This is a genomic window from Alterotamlana spongicola (assembly GCF_035818475.1).
GTDB lineage: Bacteria > Bacteroidota > Bacteroidia > Flavobacteriales > Flavobacteriaceae > Cognatitamlana.
In genome coordinates, this window is record NZ_JAYMGV010000003.1 from 281,986 (window position 1) to 299,476 (window position 17,491).

At 32.9% G+C, this 17,491-nt stretch carries 21 protein-coding genes and 1 tRNA gene; 5 read left to right on the plus strand and 17 right to left on the minus strand.

The features are described 5' to 3' along the window. Positions 1-47 precede the first annotated feature (47 nt). From VOI54_RS15405 to VOI54_RS15425, 5 genes are all read right to left on the minus strand, one after another. Entirely contained in the window at positions 48-1,085 is a 1,038-nt protein-coding gene (locus VOI54_RS15405; RefSeq protein WP_326283961.1) for a methyltransferase, read from the minus strand. Positions 1,086-1,257: 172 nt separating this feature from the next. Beyond that, complete coding sequence (locus tag VOI54_RS15410; protein ID WP_326283962.1) at positions 1,258-2,007, minus strand: c-type cytochrome; 750 nt, start codon at positions 2,005-2,007, stop codon at positions 1,258-1,260. A gap of 217 nt (positions 2,008-2,224) precedes the next feature. After that, complete coding sequence (locus VOI54_RS15415) at positions 2,225-2,533, minus strand: hypothetical protein (protein WP_326283963.1); 309 nt, start codon at positions 2,531-2,533, stop codon at positions 2,225-2,227. Between the two features lie 193 nt (positions 2,534-2,726). Further along, entirely contained in the window at positions 2,727-3,176 is a 450-nt protein-coding gene (locus VOI54_RS15420) for a hypothetical protein (RefSeq protein ID WP_326283964.1), read from the minus strand. A gap of 269 nt (positions 3,177-3,445) precedes the next feature. Then, a tRNA-Met gene (locus VOI54_RS15425) sits at positions 3,446-3,519 on the minus strand. Positions 3,520-3,651: 132 nt separating this feature from the next. Here VOI54_RS15425 and VOI54_RS15430 point away from each other — a divergent pair. Both VOI54_RS15430 and VOI54_RS15435 read left to right on the plus strand, forming a co-directional pair. After that, positions 3,652-4,044 carry an START-like domain-containing protein gene (locus VOI54_RS15430; RefSeq protein WP_326283965.1) on the plus strand — a complete coding sequence of 131 codons (393 nt, stop codon included), beginning with the start codon at positions 3,652-3,654 and terminating at the stop codon, positions 4,042-4,044. Between the two features lie 66 nt (positions 4,045-4,110). Further along, positions 4,111-4,953, plus strand: coding sequence for an aminotransferase class IV (locus tag VOI54_RS15435; protein WP_326284069.1), 843 nt, complete (start codon positions 4,111-4,113; stop codon positions 4,951-4,953). Here VOI54_RS15435 and VOI54_RS15440 read toward each other — a convergent pair. The 5 genes from VOI54_RS15440 to VOI54_RS15460 form a co-directional block, all read right to left on the minus strand. Then, the gene (locus VOI54_RS15440) at positions 4,950-5,510 is read right to left on the minus strand and encodes a YqgE/AlgH family protein (protein WP_326283966.1); all 561 of its coding nucleotides are present in this window, start codon (positions 5,508-5,510) and stop codon (positions 4,950-4,952) included. The two genes, VOI54_RS15435 and VOI54_RS15440, sit on opposite strands and share 4 nt — an antisense overlap. Before the next feature lie 124 nt (positions 5,511-5,634). Then, positions 5,635-5,907, minus strand: a complete 273-nt coding sequence (locus tag VOI54_RS15445; protein WP_136482828.1) for an HU family DNA-binding protein — start codon at positions 5,905-5,907, stop codon at positions 5,635-5,637. A 189-nt stretch (positions 5,908-6,096) separates the two neighbouring features. Further along, on the minus strand, positions 6,097-7,044 hold the full coding sequence (gene fmt, locus VOI54_RS15450) for a methionyl-tRNA formyltransferase (protein WP_326283967.1): 948 nt from the start codon (positions 7,042-7,044) through the stop codon (positions 6,097-6,099). 90 nt (positions 7,045-7,134) lie between these two features. Continuing rightward, positions 7,135-9,039, minus strand: a complete 1,905-nt coding sequence (locus VOI54_RS15455; protein ID WP_326283968.1) for a RecQ family ATP-dependent DNA helicase — start codon at positions 9,037-9,039, stop codon at positions 7,135-7,137. Between the two features lies 1 nt (position 9,040). After that, positions 9,041-9,580: an AAA family ATPase gene (locus VOI54_RS15460; RefSeq protein WP_326283969.1), complete on the minus strand. Its 540-nt coding sequence runs from the start codon at positions 9,578-9,580 to the stop codon at positions 9,041-9,043. A 179-nt stretch (positions 9,581-9,759) separates the two neighbouring features. On the opposite strand from VOI54_RS15460, the gene VOI54_RS15465 reads away from it, so the two are divergent. The 3 genes from VOI54_RS15465 to murA all read left to right on the plus strand — a co-directional run bounded on the left by VOI54_RS15465 (position 9,760) and on the right by murA (position 12,075). Next, positions 9,760-10,053 carry a DUF493 family protein gene (locus tag VOI54_RS15465; RefSeq protein WP_326283970.1) on the plus strand — a complete coding sequence of 98 codons (294 nt, stop codon included), beginning with the start codon at positions 9,760-9,762 and terminating at the stop codon, positions 10,051-10,053. 63 nt (positions 10,054-10,116) lie between these two features. Beyond that, complete coding sequence (locus tag VOI54_RS15470; RefSeq protein ID WP_326283971.1) at positions 10,117-10,758, plus strand: DUF4290 domain-containing protein; 642 nt, start codon at positions 10,117-10,119, stop codon at positions 10,756-10,758. A gap of 6 nt (positions 10,759-10,764) precedes the next feature. Further along, positions 10,765-12,075 (plus strand): UDP-N-acetylglucosamine 1-carboxyvinyltransferase, encoded by a 1,311-nt coding sequence (murA, locus tag VOI54_RS15475; protein WP_326283972.1) that lies wholly within the window; start codon positions 10,765-10,767, stop codon positions 12,073-12,075. A gap of 13 nt (positions 12,076-12,088) precedes the next feature. Here murA and VOI54_RS15480 read toward each other — a convergent pair whose 3' ends face one another. The 7 genes from VOI54_RS15480 to VOI54_RS15510 form a co-directional block, all read right to left on the minus strand. Beyond that, on the minus strand, positions 12,089-13,756 hold the full coding sequence (locus VOI54_RS15480) for a formate--tetrahydrofolate ligase (protein WP_326283973.1): 1,668 nt from the start codon (positions 13,754-13,756) through the stop codon (positions 12,089-12,091). Between the two features lie 139 nt (positions 13,757-13,895). Beyond that, complete coding sequence (locus VOI54_RS15485; RefSeq protein ID WP_326283974.1) at positions 13,896-14,282, minus strand: hypothetical protein; 387 nt, start codon at positions 14,280-14,282, stop codon at positions 13,896-13,898. Positions 14,283-14,431: 149 nt separating this feature from the next. Beyond that, a complete protein-coding gene (locus VOI54_RS15490; protein ID WP_326283975.1) occupies positions 14,432-14,794 on the minus strand; it encodes a SnoaL-like domain-containing protein in 363 nt (120 codons plus the stop codon). Between the two features lie 92 nt (positions 14,795-14,886). Next, on the minus strand, positions 14,887-16,191 hold the full coding sequence (locus VOI54_RS15495) for a cryptochrome/photolyase family protein (protein ID WP_326283976.1): 1,305 nt from the start codon (positions 16,189-16,191) through the stop codon (positions 14,887-14,889). Positions 16,192-16,322: 131 nt separating this feature from the next. Next, positions 16,323-16,709, minus strand: coding sequence for a Rossmann-fold NAD(P)-binding domain-containing protein (locus VOI54_RS15500; protein ID WP_326283977.1), 387 nt, complete (start codon positions 16,707-16,709; stop codon positions 16,323-16,325). Between the two features lie 23 nt (positions 16,710-16,732). Beyond that, positions 16,733-16,948, minus strand: a complete 216-nt coding sequence (locus VOI54_RS15505; protein ID WP_326283978.1) for a hypothetical protein — start codon at positions 16,946-16,948, stop codon at positions 16,733-16,735. 168 nt (positions 16,949-17,116) lie between these two features. Next, positions 17,117-17,338, minus strand: a complete 222-nt coding sequence (locus VOI54_RS15510; protein ID WP_326283979.1) for a hypothetical protein — start codon at positions 17,336-17,338, stop codon at positions 17,117-17,119. Positions 17,339-17,491 lie beyond the last annotated feature (153 nt).

The following is a 17,491-nucleotide window of genomic DNA, read 5'->3' on the forward strand; positions in this document are numbered from 1 at the left end:
GAATTTCAATACTTATAATCATCAGTAGCTATTTTTTTATAAAGGTTTTACTTTATTGCGATCACTGCACTTGAAGGTCCAGTTAAAGGCATTATAGAGGTTTTTGAAAAACCACATTCCTTAGCCCAAGCATCAAAATCTGCTGCGGAAAAATCAAACCCTTCAGGAGTTTCTATGATCATATTTAACGACATCATTAAACCAAAAGCATTTTCTCTTCGCTTATCGTCAATAATATTCTCAATAACAACCAACGCTCCTCCTTGAGATAGAGCGTCATATGCTTTTTTAATTAGCTTTTTTTTGTCTTCTGCTCCCCAGTCGTGAAGAATGTTTCCCATTGTAATTACATCAGCTTTGGGGAGATCTTCGTTTAAAAAGTTGCCTGATTTTGTGGATACTCTATCGCTTAATCCCATCAAATCAATATTTTCTTTAGCAACAGCTTCTACTGGAGGTAAGTCATACGAAACGCAATTCATATGACCATTATTTAAGGCTACTTGGACCGCAAGATACCCTCCTGCGCCTCCTACGTCACAAAGTGTTTTGTAATTGGCAAAGTCAAACGCTTTAGAAAGCATTATGAAATTTCCCATTTGGATACCACCCATAGCTTTTAAAAACTCTCTTAATTTTTGATCATCAGCATATAATGCCTCAAAGATTGGAGCTCCACCACTTTTTGTTTCATTTTGTGGTTTTCCTGTTTTTAATCCTTCTTCAAGGTCATTCCAAAACGGATATAAACGATTATTTGCCATTTCAAGCATTCCACCAACATAGCTTGGTTTATTCTTATCAAGAAATAGGTTGGTATCTTCTGTATTGCTATATATAGAAGTTTCTTTTAGTCCACTTCTTTTAAGAAAACCCAATGCAACTAAAGTGTCTAAGAAATCATAAAGTCCTCTATGGTGTAGTCCTAATTTTTCCTTTATGTTTTGCCCTGACAATTCCCCTTTTGCCAGATGAGTAAACAATCCCATATTTACTGCTGTAAGCAATGTTTTGGATGCCCAAAACCCCATTCCAATTTGCATTATTTTAGAAGGATTGATTTGGTTTGCTGCTATTGTTCCCATTTTTTGTTTTTTAATTATTAAATTGATTTGTCCGTTTTAATTTTTGCTAACGCTTTGTGTATGATTTGTTGCGTTAAAATCCGTAGGATTATCAATGTAGAGATCAAGCAGGATTAAAGATACTAATTTTTTAATTGGAGTAGAACAGTGAAATAATGAATTATAGTCGTTTTTAGGTACTGACTTTACTGTATTCAATTAGTTTTTCAATGTCGTTATCCATTAATAGTTTTTTGAATGCTTTTTGATGATATCTAATTCCAAATTTTGCCATACCTGTTAGTCCTAAATTGGTTGTGTCAATTATCCACTTTTTAAAGTCCAATTCATTTATTGATGCGAATGCTGGACCAAACAGATTTTTATTTCTGTGATGGCAAGATGCACAATGGGTATAAAATAAACTACGTCCTGAATATGGCGTTATTTTATCAGTAAATCCGAATGATTTCGAGTTTAAAGTTGTATCGCTATCCTTGAATCTGATTGATTTGAAAATCTCAAATACAATTTGTTCGTCCAAAATATTTTTGCCCAAAAAATTAAAGCGATTTTTCTTGTAGGCTTCCTCTATGTAAATTCCAAGTGTTCCGTTTCCAACTTCTTTCGGTTTTGTAATAAGAGCTATTTTTCCGTTAATTGTGTCAGTAGCGAATAGCTGCTTTTCTCTATTCTCATAACTCAAGTTATAAGAATACCAGCCATAGTCAAAGGTCAATGAGTCTGTTTCATTGGTAATTCCACCAATATAGCTGTCAATTCCATCAAATTCGATTTTTTTCCAGTATCTCGGAATTTTCATTGAAAACGTACCAAAATTTAAATCACTTGTTGTAGAATTATGAAAATTAGAGCCAAGCGAAAAGTAAATTACTACCGCCAACAATAAAATAATCCCAAAATATACTGTTGCCTTGCTCATTGTTCAAATTGTTGTCAATGGCTAGGATAGTTGTGTGATTAAGCAACTAACTTACTAAAATGGAATGAATCGGAAGAGAATTTTATAGGATTTTCTACAGGAAAATCAAGATTACCATATGATGAGAACTTTGTTTCTAAATTAACTTAAAGATACTTGTTTTTTAACTCAGTTCTTTGTCGTGTGTAGTTTTTTTAATTTTATTAAAGGTCAGTTATTATTCCACTAATTTTAGAAGCTCGCGAGGAACGTCTAATAATTCTTGGTAGCACCAGCTATTTGGACAATCATTATTTAATTCCGAATGTTCTGATATTATTATAGTTATCACATTTCCACCCTGATCAGTTCCAGTGTATATTTCTCCAATCTCAAAAGTCCGTTCAGTTACTCCTACAACACCTCCCACAGTCACCTCAGTTGAATATTCAGTTATAAATTCATATTCCTTATTTCGAGTTTCATCTTCAGAACTACAAGAAATCATTCCTAAAATCAGAACAAAAAAATAAATTCGATTTTTCATAATTATATTTTTTATTTAGATGTTCAAACCTGATTTTGGTTGCGTTAAATTATACATAAGGGTTCATATAACCGTCCGTTACGGGTTAAAAATCATTGTTTTTCGATTTAGAACTGTTGTTAGCAATTCCTCGTGGATTTGGACGTGGTCGAGTCCGCCATAATTGCGGTTATATATTGTTGTATGTAGGCTTTTACCAATCTTTTTCAAAAATAATAATGTTTTCATTTTTTATATATACTAAAATAAAACCTTCCTTTGTATAATAGATAGAGTCTAATAAAATAGTTTTTTCAGTAGCTAATTTAGAAGAGAATCCAAAACCATATTTACCTCTTAATCTTCTAGTCATTAATTTCTTCTGCTCTAAATTATTTAGTAAATGTTCAAATTCAATCGTGTCATTAACTTTAATAGTTCCAGTTTCCCATCCATCGTTTATTCCGCTTAAATAATCTTTATTGATTATTCTACCAGATTTTGGGAATTCAGATTTAGTATAAGATTCAAATAATTGTTTAAGTCTTTTGTCACTGGGTTCGTTACCACTAAATATTGAATTCAGCCAAATGAGATAAATTAGACCAGAGACTATGGGAATCAAGATTATTGCAACAAGAATTTTTCCAAGATTTCTTTTCAAAAATTTCATTTCAAGACTTAGTTTTCATTGCTTACACTATTATTTATTTTGATAAATATAAATATTATTCATACTAAAATCTAAGCAGTGTTTTTATAGAATTATAATAATTGTATAACCTGAGTATGTTTTCTGTAAATTGAATAGAAGAAGTTAAAGGCTAATGTGTAGTATAAACTTCATTTTTTATATCAATTTCTCCTAAGAGTAAATACTGAGTTCTAGCCATAAAAAAAGCTTGATACACTGTATCAAGCTTTTGACTATTGTAGCGAGATCGAGATTTGAACTCGAGACCTCCGGGTTATGAATCCGACGCTCTAACCAACTGAGCTACCTCGCCATAATTTAAGGCTGCAAATATAAAAACAAAATTATTGTAAGCAAACATAACTCGGGTAAATTATTATTAAAAATTATTATCATTCTTATCAATTAATGTATATATTGGACAAAATTAATTTCAAAGTGACTTATGGACGATAAAATTAGATTTGATATTGAATTCCCAATACATGCATCCCCTCAATTACTATATCAATATATATCTACACCATCAGGTTTATCAGAGTGGTTTTCCGATAATGTTAATTCAAGAGGAGAATTGTTTACTTTTATTTGGGACGGTAGTGAAGAACAGGCCAAACTTTTAAACAAAAAGAGTGGTGAGCGTGTTAAATTTAGATGGCTTGAAGATGAAGAGGATGAGCAATCGTATTATTTTGAAATTAGAATTCAGGTTGATGAAATTACAAAGGATGTCTCTTTAATGGTCACTGACTTTGCTGAAGAGGATGAGGTGGAAGAAGCAAAAATGCTTTGGGTAAATCAAATTTCAAGTTTAAAGCAAGTATTAGGCTCTGCTTAATTTAGAATAGTATAATTTAAATTATATTTGCCCCGCTTTCAAAAATCAATGATGGCGGGTTTTTTTATGACAAATTTTAACGGAACACTTTTAGAAAAAGATAGTATTATATCAATACAAAACAGAGGCTATAATTATGGTGACGCCCTTTTTGAAACCATAAGAATTAGTACTGGTAAAATATTATTTTGGGAGGATCATTATTTTAGGTTGATGGCTTCCATGCGAATTATGCGTATGGAGATTCCTATGACTTTTACTATGGAGTTTTTAGAGCGTGAGATTTATAAAACACTTGAAGCAAATGGCTTGACGAGCGCTTCGTCCAGAATTAAATTGATGGTCCATAGAAATGAAGGAGGGTTGTATACTCCTACTACCAATGCTGTAAGTTTTGTTATTACTGTAAAGTCAATACAAGAAGCATTTTATGCCATTAATGACGATTTTTATGAAGTAGACCTGTTTAAGGATTATTATATTTCTCCCAGCTTGTTATCTACTTTAAAAACTAATAATAAGGCGCTTAATGTAGTTGGCGGTATTTATGCCAAAGAGAACGGGTTGAATAATTGTCTGCTCTTAAATACAAACAAACAAGTTGTTGAAGTGCTTAATGGAAACCTCTTTTTAGTTAAAGGCAAAACAATAAAAACGCCTCCGTTAAGTGATGGTTGTTTAAAAGGTGTTATGCGTACGCAACTATTGAATATCCTTAAAACGGATTCTGAGTATGAATTGGAAGAAACTTCTATATCACCATTTGAATTACAAAAGGCTGATGAGCTTTTTATAACCAATGTCATTATGGGAATACAACCTATAAGTAAATACAGGAAAAAAATATTTACTGATCAAGCGGCAAAGTATTTACTTCAGAAATTAAACGTAAAAATAAGATTAAACTAATTGTAGCTGGGGTTTTCAGGGGCATTAGACCAAATACTGTATTCACCTCCAAATTCCAGCATCTTTTCTTTCCAGAAAAATTCATAATCTTTTTCAATAATGTTTTTTTTATAGGTGTTTTCTGAAATGACCCAGGAACTGGATTTTAATTCACTTTCCAGTTGACTTGATGCCCAACCGGAATACCCTAAGAAAAATTTAATATCACTTTCTTTAATGGTGTGGTCTTTAATAAGCTCTGCTACTTTGTTAAAATCCCCACCCCAATAAATCCCTAAGGAAATTTCTATACTGTTAGGTATAAGCTGAGGTATTTTATGTATAAAGTATAAATTGTCTTGTTCTACAGGGCCTCCATTATAAACTTTAAAAGTAGCTTCCAGTTCAGGTATTAAATCATTAATGGTATATTCAAGAGGTTTGTTTAGAATAAAGCCAATAGAACCCTCTTCAGAATGATCAGCAAGTAAAACTATAGAACGGTTAAATGAAACATCACCTATAATTGCAGGTTCGGCAATTAATAAATCTCCTTTTTTTGGGTTAGTCTTAACCATACTTTGAGAAATTAATAACTAAATCTAATATTTATTTGTTAAAAAACCAAAGCTTTAGTCATATTATAAAAAAATGCCTTCACGTTGTGAAGACATTTTATATTATTGTAAAAGAAGTAAATTCTTAGTTTACAGCATTTGATAAATCAGAACCAGCTTTAAACTTTACAATGTTTTTAGCTTTGATTTTGATAGTTTCTCCAGTTTGTGGGTTTCTTCCGTCTCTAGCCGCTCTTTTAGATACTGACCAAGATCCGAATCCTACTAAAGAAACTCTGTTACCTTTTTGTAAAGCTCCTTCAATTTCAATTAGCGCACACTCTAAAGCTTTTTTTGCAGCTGCTTTAGTTATTCCTGCGTGTTCTGCCATTGCGTCGATTAAATCTGTTTTGTTCATAATATAAAATTTAATTATTAATAAATTGGTTAAACGTTTTTTGTTAAATCCTCTACAAATTTATACGGATTATGCAATCGTGCAAGTAACAGCAAGGGAAATACATAGTTTTGTTAATAACTTAAAGTATTTGTTAATAAAGGCTGTGTATTTTATCGGATATTTTATGATATCAATGATAATAAGGGTTTAGAGCATTTTAGCATTTGTTTCAAAAGTATATCCGTTTAAAAGTGATTTTATATCCATGGCTCGCTTTCCGGGAAGTTTTATTTCCTTTAGTATTATATAGCCCTCTGATACGGCTATCTTTAAATCCTTTTTGGATGAAATAATGCTACCATTTGAAAGATTGTGACGGCTTAATTCTTTTTCAGCATGATATAATTTAATGTCTAATTCATTTTTACCATTTATCAAAGTACACCAAGCTGCAGGGTAAGGGCTTAACCCTCTAATATGATTGTAGATATTATCTATAGGAGCATCCCAGTTTATTTTGCAATTATCTTTATTGAGTTTATATGCTGTTTTAATATTTTCAGTTTCTCTTTGAGGTACTGTATTAACCGTTCCATTTTCTATTGCAGCAACGGTTGTTAAAACTAACTGACTTCCCATGTGCATTAATTTATCATGAAGGCTGCCCGCATTTTCATCAGGTTCAATAGGTATTTCTTTCTGAAGGATCATGTCTCCGGTATCTATTTTTTCATCAATAAAAAATGTTGAAACTCCGGTTTTGGCCTCCCCATTAATGATTGCCCAATTAATAGGTGCTGCACCACGGTAATTGGGCAATAGTGAGGCATGTAAATTAAAAGTACCGTACTCAGGCATTTGCCATACTACTTTAGGTAACATTCTAAAAGCTACAACAATTTGAAGATTTGCTTTTAGCATTTTCAATTCCTCTAAAAAGTGATTATCCTTTAAATTAGTAGGTTGTAAAATGGTTAAGTCTTGAGATTTGGCGTATTGTTTTACAGCGCTTTCGTTTAACTTTCTCCCGCGCCCGGCAGGCTTATCAGGAGCGGTTATAACACCTACAACATTATACTTGTTTTCAACTAATGCTTTTAGAGTGGTTACAGCAAAATCTGGTGTTCCCATAAATACTATTCGCAATGCTTTCATCTATTTGTACTGTTTGTTTTGTTTTACTTGTTTGAAATACAGTTATTTAAAGCTGTGTTTTTTTACTATTAAATGATCTGTTTACTTATTTTATAAATGACTTAACTTATATGTATTGGTTGATGTTATGCTTATAATTTCATGTTCTAATAACAATTTAAGAACCGTTTTTAATTCTTCTTCAGTACAGTTGAGGTGCTTTACAATAGACCTGGACGATTGATCTCCGCTTTCAAGTAATTTTATAACTTGTTTTTTGATGTGGCCTACATCCTGTGTAGCGTTTTTCTTTTTAGACTCAAGGCAAACAGAGCAAACGCCACAAGGTTTTGCATTTTTTTCACCAAAATAGGAGAGAAGTTGCACGCTTTTACAGATCGAATCATTTTCAATATAGTCAAGCATAGCGCTGACCTGATCTTGTTTTAATTTATTTTGCTGCTCGATTATTGAAGCTATGCGGTTAATGGTTTTGTCATCTTCTCTGGGTTCAATAAATGTGACTTGAGCATCTGTTTTTGCTAAATGTAATGTTATGATTTCATCGTTCTCTAATTGCTGTAACACTTCAATTAAAGTATTTTCACTTACAGAAGCTTTATTTGCAACTTTGCTCACATCAATTTTAGTGACATGATCAAAAATCCCACCATACATTCTTAATATTGACTTAACTACAATACTATAGTTTTGATGCGTGTCTAAATAACCAAATATGGCACTGTTTGATATTATAAATTGAACCGTTATTTTATTCTTAAACTGCTTTGATAAGGTAATTACACTATTTCTATCTAGTAGTAGTAAGGTATTGTAACATAAAACAGATTGAAATTTATAAGTTTTACAAAACGTATTAAAATCAAAATCGAAGGTCAGATATTCACCTTCACCATAAGATATTTGAAAATAGTTACATAATTTTCTGTATACCAATTTTACAAAGTCAACTGTTGGTAAAACATTCAGAAATTGGTTTTTAACCAATAATTCATCATTATTGTTTTTTAGAATAATGGCAAAAGCCTTTTTTCCATTTCGTCCGGCACGGCCAGCTTCCTGAAAATAACTTTCAATACTCTCTGGTAAGTTTAAATGAATAACAGTTTTAACATCCGGTTTATCAATTCCCATACCAAAAGCATTGGTTGCTACCATTACCTGGTTTTGGTTTTGTGACCATGATGTCATATTTGTTTCTTTTTCAATATTTGAAAGCCCGCCATGGTAATATGTTGCAGAAATATTTTTAGATTTTAAAAACTGACAAACCTCTAAAGTAAGCCTTCTGTTTCTTACATAAATTATAGATGAAGCTTTGTGTTTTTTTAAAATGGCCTCAAGTCTGTAATATTTATCATTTTCATGAAAAACCATATATGCCAGATTAGGCCTTAAAAAAGAGTGCTTAAATATTTTTGGCTGAATAAAATCCAATTCCTTAGTAATGTCTGTAACTACCTCTGGTTTAGCCGATGCGGTAAGTGCAACAATATTTACACTTGGTTGTAATTGTCTTAAAAGTGCAATGTTTTTATATGCCGGTCTAAAATCGCTTCCCCATTGTGAGATACAATGCGCCTCGTCAACGGCTATTAAATTGACATGCATTTGTTTGATCCTGCCCTGAACTAATTCTTGTTGTAATCGCTCAGGAGAGAGGTATAGGAATTTATAATTTCCATAAATACAATTATCAAGCATGGTATCTAATTGTTCATAGCTTATCCCGCTGGTTAAGGCCATAGCTTTTATACCCTTATTTTTTAAAGATTCTACCTGATCCTTCATTAAAGCAATTAAAGGCGATATAACAATACAAATACCAGCTTTGGCTAAAGCGGGTATTTGAAAGCATAGTGATTTTCCGCCGCCTGTAGGCAGTAAAACAAAAGTGTCTTCTCCGGCAATAACGGCTTCAATAATATTTTCCTGTTCAGGTCTAAAACTTGTGAAGTTCCAATAACGTTCTAATATGTGTATTGGGTGCCCCATATTACATATTAAGTGTTTTTAAGATGAAGTCAGTACGGTTCTCAACAGTACCAAAAGGTACATCAATAAGCTGATAATTATAGTTTTCATAAGTCTTTACCAGGTATTCATGAATTTTTAAGGCTTGATCAAAGTTTTCATAACGCTCATTATCGCTAGTATAGATAGCTTGCCAGGGTTTTAATATAAAAATGGTATCATATACAGACTCTAAACAGGCATCAACAAACGGTTGCGGATAAGTATCTCCAATATAATCCATATAGGCCAATACATCAGGAATGCCTCTGTCAAAAAATACAGTTTGATTTCCAAACTTTTTAGCGTCAGCAAATTGCTGCTTTCTACCATCTAAAAGGAGCTCACTGAATAATAAGGGCTTGGTTAGAAATAGTTGGTCTATACCTTCCTTTTTGGCTTTTAAAGTGACTTGCCTGGATATTTCTTCAAGACAGTTATAACCTCTCTTAATTAGATCATTAATAAGAGTTGACTTTCCTGTACCGGGGCCACCGGTAATAACTATTCTTTTTGTTCCCAAATTAATGAAATTTGCTGTAAAAATCGGAATTTAACAGCTATAAAAAAAATTGAAAAGCAAACATTAATAACTAAAGATTTTGCAGCATCATATGATTATTAAATCAAAGGTATATCTCATTGATAAAAATGATAAGAAAGAACAGATGAAACCGTATATTTGCAATCTAAAAAATAGCTATGGGTACACCTCCAAATTCAGAAGAATTTTATAAAAAGTTAAGGGCTCAATTATACGATACAGCATTATGGCCCTCAGAGTATTTATATAAATTTATTGTTATTTCAAATAGGGATAAAATACAGCAAATAGAAGACCTTTTTGATAATTTAGGAGCAGTAATTGAAACTAAAGAATCAAAAAATGGTAAATATACCAGTGTGTCTATCAATGTTTCAATGAAAGATCCAGATGCTGTAATAGATAAGTATAAAGAAGTTGCAGAAAAAGTAGAAGGCGTCATAAGTCTTTAGTTTTTTTTTGTATTTTGCCGTTTGGAAACTTCATGTAACAATTTTTAACTCTACATATTTATTTTGATAGATAATTTAGAATACAACACAGAGCGTGAGCATTTAATCATACCAGAATATGGGAGACATATGCAAAAAATGATTAATCATGCCAAGGCCATTGAAAGTAAAGAAGAGCGTAATAAATTGGCTAAGGCTATTATCTCAGTAATGGGAAATATGCAGCCTCATTTAAGGGACGTTCCAGATTTTCAGCATAAACTTTGGGATCAGCTTTTTATTATGTCTAATTTTGAATTAGATGTTGATTCCCCCTATGAAAAACCAACAAAAGAACTTTTTGAGGAAAGGCCAGATCCTTTAAAGTACCCACAAAATTTCCCAAAATACCGTTTCTACGGAAATAATATTAAAACCATGATTGATGTGGCCAATACTTGGGAAGAAGGTGAATTGAAAGAAGCATTAACTTTTACTATAGCAAATCACATGAAGAAGTGCTTTTTGAACTGGAACAAAGATACTGTAGAAGATCCTGTGATTTATGATCACTTATTTGAGCTTTCCGGCGGAAGAATTAATTTAAAAAATTCTGAAGAAGCATTATCAGATGCATCAAGTTTAATGCGATCAAAAAGTAAATTTTCAGGCAGCAAGAAGGGGCATCATAAAAAGAGTTCTAACAGACAAAGAAAACGCTACTAGAAGTTCATGGGAACATTTAAAATTGAAGGAGGACACCAATTAAAAGGTAGTATCCAGCCACAGGGAGCAAAAAACGAAGCCTTACAAATTTTATGCGCTGTTTTATTAACCCCCGAATTAGTTACAATACATAACATACCAGATATTGTTGATGTTAATAAGCTTATTACTTTACTTAAAAAACTTGGAGTAAAAGTTGAAAAGTTAGGAAAGGGAAGCTATACTTTTCAGGCTGATGAGGTTAATTTAAAATACCTGGAATCTGACCAATTTAAAATTGATGGCCGTGGTTTACGTGGTTCCATAATGATTGTAGGGCCGCTTCTGGCACGTTTTGGTAAAGGGTATATCCCAAAGCCTGGTGGAGACAAAATAGGCCGACGCCGTCTAGATACTCATTTTGATGGTTTGATAAAACTGGGAGCTAAGTTTGGCTACAGTAGAGAAGAACAGTTTTATGGTGTTGAAGCTGAAAAATTAAAAGGTACCTATATGTTGCTTGAAGAAGCTTCGGTAACAGGTACGGCAAATATTTTAATGGCCGCTGTTTTAGCCGAAGGACAAACTACTATTTACAATGCTGCCTGTGAACCCTATTTACAACAACTATGTAAGATGCTAAATAGAATGGGGGCTAAGATTAGTGGTGTAGGATCCAATATGCTAATTATTGATGGTGTTAAAAGTTTAGGTGGTACAGACCATACTATGCTTCCTGATATGATTGAAATAGGCAGTTGGATTGGCCTAGCGGCAATGACCAAGAGTGAGCTAACCATTACAAATGTATCCTGGGAGGATTTAGGTATAATTCCGGAAACATTTAGAAAATTAGGAATCACTGTTGAAAGACAAGGAGATAACATCCATATTCCGGCGCATACAGATGGTTATGAAATCCAAAGTTTTATTGATGGTTCCATTTTAACCATTTCTGATGCACCATGGCCAGGATTTACACCAGATTTATTGAGCATTATTTTGGTTGTTGCAACGCAAGCCAGAGGTAGTGTATTGGTACATCAAAAAATGTTTGAAAGTAGATTGTTCTTTGTAGATAAACTAATAGATATGGGAGCAAAAATTATACTTTGTGATCCGCATAGAGCTACTGTAATTGGTCATGATTATAAATCAACATTGAAGGCAACAACAATGACCTCTCCGGATATACGTGCCGGGGTATCATTATTGATCGCAGCACTTTCAGCAAAAGGCACCTCAACTATTCAAAATATTGAGCAAATAGATCGTGGTTATGAAAACATTGATGAGCGTTTACGTGCTATTGGTGCCCGGATTGAAAGGATAGATTAACTTATTTTTGAATTTAGAATAACCCGGAAATCTCGCCATCATCATTAATATCAATGTGTTCTGAGGCAGGGTGCGCAGGTAATCCCGGCATACGCATAATATCACCGGTAATGGGGATTAAAAATCCAGCACCCGTTGCTATTTCAATTTCTCTTACAGTTATTATAAAATCTTTTGGACGCCCTAATAATTTGGGATTGTCTGATAATGATTTTTGAGTTTTTGCAATACAAACAGGAAGATGTTCCAGACCCAATTTTGAGATTTTATTGAGCTGAGCTTTTGCTTTTGAAGTGTAATCTACATGTTCGGCACCATAAATTTCTGTAGCAATGGTTTCTATTTTGTCTTTTACTTTTGAAGCCCATTGGTATAAAGGTTTAAAGTCTGAGGTTTTTGAATTAACAATATCTATAACAGATTGCGCTAATTCAATAGCACCTTCTCCTCCTTTGGCCCAAACATCAGCCAAAGCCACTTTGATATTTTTTGACTTTGCAAAATCTTTAATTAATTGAATTTCTTCATGGCTATCAGTTGTAAATCTATTAATAGCAATTATTGGTGATACATTAAATTTTGTAATGTTTTCCAGGTGCTTTTCTAAATTTGGCAATCCATTTTCTAAAGCTTCCAGGTTAGGAATGGTTAATGACTTTAAATCGGCTCCCCCATGATATTTTAAAGCTCTAATGGTGGTGGTTAATACCACAGCTTTTGGTTTTAATCCGGCACTTTGGCATTTGATATCAAAGAATTTTTCAGCCCCCAGATCAAATCCAAAACCAGCTTCAGTAACCGTATATTCTGAATGTGACATGCCCATTAGCGTGGCAATAACTGAATTGGTGCCTTGAGCAATATTAGCAAATGGGCCACCATGGATTATGGCGGGGTTTCCTTCAATAGTTTGAACCAGGTTTGGTTTAATGGCCTCTTTCAAAAGTACGGTCATGGCGCCTTCTGCCTTCAGGTCTTTAGCATAAACAGGAAGTTTATCATAGGTATACCCTACAAAGATGTTTCCTAATCTGGCTTTTAAATCGGAAAGATTTTCTGCTAAGCACAGAATGGCCATAATCTCTGAGGCAGCTGTAATGTCAAATCCGGTTTCTCTGGGTACCCCCGATGTTGTTCCTCCTAAGCCTACAATGACACGTCTTAATGCACGGTCATTCAAATCTACCACACGTTTCCATCCGATAGTTCTGGGGTCAATACGTAACGAATTGGTTTTACTTTGAATATTGTTGTCAATGATAGCAGCCAGTAGATTGTGCGCTTTTTCAATAGCGGAGAAGTCACCTGTAAAATGAAGGTTTATATCTTCCATTGGTAATACCTGAGAGTATCCGCCTCCGGTAGCCCCACCTTTAATTCCAAACACGGGACCTAATGAGGGTTCTCTTAATACTACCGTAGTTTTTTTGTTTAAGCGGTTTAATGCTTCAGACAGGCCTATGGACATGGTTGTTTTTCCTTCTCCGGCAGGTGTTGGAGAGATAGCCGAAACCAGTATGAGATTACTTTTAGCTGCTACTGTTTTGTCAATAGCGTTTAGCGGTAATTTTGCTTTAAATTTTCCGTACATTTCAATATGTTCCGGGTGGATTCCAAATTTTTGGGCAATTTCTGAAATAGGTTTTAACGTAATGGTCTTTGCGATTTGTAAATCGGTCATATGGCATGATTTTGATCTCTTAAAAATATGAAATTTAAAAACCATTTATGTCATTTTTACCATAAATGTATTTTTGCTTTTAAAAGGGGAAAACGCTTATTTTTTATAAAGGAGATATTTAATAGAACGGGGAGGTATGTTAATTTACCTTTACCATTTCCAGCTTTAGATCTGGGATCTCCATAGCCTTACATTTTGATATACAGGTATACCTGTTGTCACCAAATGTTTTAGTTATAGTCACATTAAAAACTTTTCCAACCAATTTTTGGAAGTCAGGATTAGAGACTTTACTACAAGTTAAGGTGTATTCACAGTCTGATTGCCATGAAATGACACTATAAATCTCTAAACCACTTTTGCTACTCGTTTCTATTTGAGTGGTATCGGTTCTTGTTACTTGCCATTCAGCATATTTAGGAGATGTATATTCAAACTGACCGGTATGAAAATTATGGCATGATTTATTTTGAGCAAAACTGCCGGAGCTCAATGTTATTAAAAGTATGAAAATTAACTTTTTCAAAAAGAAAATTAGTTGGTCGTTATTCCAAATGTAAGAAATAAATTCAAGCAATTTAACATTTAAAATGGTTTCTTTTGTATATTATTCAAAAACAAAAAGCTTTAATTGTTATAACTAAAGCTTTTTGTTTTTAATTTTTTATGATTAATCTACAGGGTATAAAAAAACTGTTCATTAACAATTTTACCGCTATTGACTTCAAAAACACAAACTTCCTCCATTTGTTGTCTGCCCCGATCTTTAAAGGTTACATCAAAGCTCATTTTACTGGTAAAATGGTTATCAGCAACAACAGGATCTGAAATCTCTCCACTATGAAACTCTACAACATTATCAAGCCATTGTTTACTTTTATCCCAGACATTTTGTTTTCCGGCTACAAATTCACCATATGGAACTCCCGGCATTTCTTTACTGGTTACATTGTCGGCATATAACTCATCTATGCATTCTAAGTTTTTACCTTCGCGACACATTTGTGCCCACTTGTTTGCTACGTCTTGTGTACTCATTATTTAGTTGTTATTGATGAGTTATAAAGTTAGCGAAAATTAGAGTATGTAAATCTTAATAAAATGTTATGAACTCCCTTTTTTTGGAGATTTTATCCCAAAGCTTTTTTGTAAACGTCTAAACAGCGTGCTCTGGCAAATTTATGTTCCACTATAGGAGAGGGGTAGGTTAATTCCTGAAAATCAGGCACCCATTTTTTTATATAGTCTAAATTTTTATCAAACTTTTTGATTTGGGTTAAGGGATTAAAGATTCTAAAGTAAGGAGCAGCATCAACACCGCAACCGGCCACCCATTGCCAGTTTCCAATATTACTGGCCATTTCATAATCATGAAGCTTTTTCGCAAAATAGGTTTCTCCCCAACGCCAGTCTATGAGTAAATGTTTGCATAAAAAACTACCAACCAACATTCTAACCCTATTGTGCATATACCCGGTTTGATTTAATTGCCTCATACCGGCATCAACTAAAGGGTAACCTGTTTTGCCCTCACACCAGGCTTTGAATTCATTTTCATTATTCCTCCAAACAATAGTATCATACTTAGGTTTGAAGCTTTTGAATTGTATTTCCGGGTAATGCCACAGAATTTGCATGAAGAATTCACGCCATATGAGTTCCTGCCAGAATATTTCATTTGTTTCTAACACCGCTTTTTTTATAACGCTTCTAATGCTTACAGTTCCAAATCTTAAATGGGGGCCTAATCTTGAAGTGCTATCTTTTGCCGGGAAATTTCTGGTGTCTTCATAGTTTTGAATAAATTCTGGTGTGATTCTATATGGTTTTATATAATGTCTGGATGTTTCAAAGCCTAATTCAGTAAGACTTAAATTAGGAAATGTAAAGTTTGAAATAAAATTGTTGAGTCTGTTTTCAGATGGGAAACTTTGTTGCTCGGTGTTTCTATAGGTTGCTTTCCAGCGTTTCATATATGGTGTGTATATCTGATAAGGGCTTAGATTGTTTTTAGTAATATCATTTTTTTCAAAGATTACCTGGTCTTTATAGCTTTTAAAACCAATGCTGTGTGCTTTTAAAAATTGCACTATATCTAAATCCCTTTTTCTTGCATAAGGTTCATAGTCATGATTAGTATATACTGCTTTAATAGTATTGGCTTTGATTAATTGTTTAAAAATATCTAAAGGATTACCATGATAGATATTAATGCCACCGTTTATTTTGTTTTGGAGTCTGGTGTTTAGTGTTTGAAGTGTCTTATGAATGAAACTGATTCTGGCATCATCCTTTGGAAGACCATCCAGAATATTTGAGTCAAATATAAAAATGGGAAGGACCTTTAATGTCCCTTTTAATGCGTTGTAAAGACCATGGTTGTCTTCCAGTCTCAAGTCTCTTCTAAACCAAAAAATATTGATTGCTATACTCATTATTAATACTTGTCAAATAGTTCTTCCATAAGAGGTTTAGAGCTAAATTTTAAAACTCACTATACCACAATCTATTTCAAATATTTGTCCGAATATAGGCGACGCCTTGTCTGATTTTAACTGTGGCTATACTAGCATGAAAGGGCACACCAAGTTTTGCGGCTACTGCACTGAATAATAAAATAAAGGGCGTAAGTCATTTTTAGTACAGGCAGATAGTATTGGATAGCTTTTATAGCTCCCAAAACATTAATTTCAAAATCATTTTTAAAATTATCGAGACTTAGCCCTGAAATTGGTTTTAAATTAATACTTCCGGGGTAATAAATTAACCCATCAGCAGCATCCAGATTAGGTAAGTCATTTTGAAGTGTATCACAAAAAAAGTGAACTAAATTAGCATATAGCTCTTTAGGAGTTGTTCGACTAATATTTACAACTTTAGAAACTCCAGTTAATTTTTTAAGAATAGCATTTTCTATACCCTTACTACCACCAACTATAATTATTGTTTTCATTTGGTTTCAGGGCGTAATTTAGTTTATGGCCTGCCCTTTAGCCTTTTTTCAATTTTCTGTTTAATAACAGTTAAACGTTTCATCAGATCCATAATTTCGGGATCTTTATTTTCTTTATAAATAGTATTTAAACTTAAAATAAGGTCTTTTACTTCTCTAGAGGATTCAATACGTTCACTGGTTGTTTTAAAGGTGTGTTTGCGTTGCTCAAATTCTAAAGCACGGTCAATAAGCTCCATAGTTTTTTAAATCTTTAATCTGGTTTATTTTGTTGTGAAATTATGGTATACTTTCACAATTTGACAATATAGTAAAATCTATATTATTATTGATTTTTATAAAGAATTATTATGTAAATTTTAATATTTGGCCATTTTTCACGTTGTTTTTTGACATAATATAAAGTTTTAATTTACTAAAGGGCCTTTTAAACGTTTCTCTACTTTTCTTTTAATGATTGTTAAACGTTTCATGATATCCATAATTTTTTCATCCTTCTTTTCTTTATAAATTTGGTTTAAATCTAAAATTAAAGCTTTAGCTTCTCTAGAGATTTTTACACGATCGCTAGTTGATAACGACCTCATTTTTCTTTGTTCAAATTCCAGTGCTCTGTTTATTAAATCCATGGTATTAATTGTTTAAAGTTTTGTAGTTCTGTCACTTTTCAATGCTCTAACTTTCATTATTATAATCATAAATTTTAATTCAAAAGATGTTGTGTGATTTATTAAACTACTTTTTACATCTAAGATTTAATTACCGGCTCATTCAAATATATG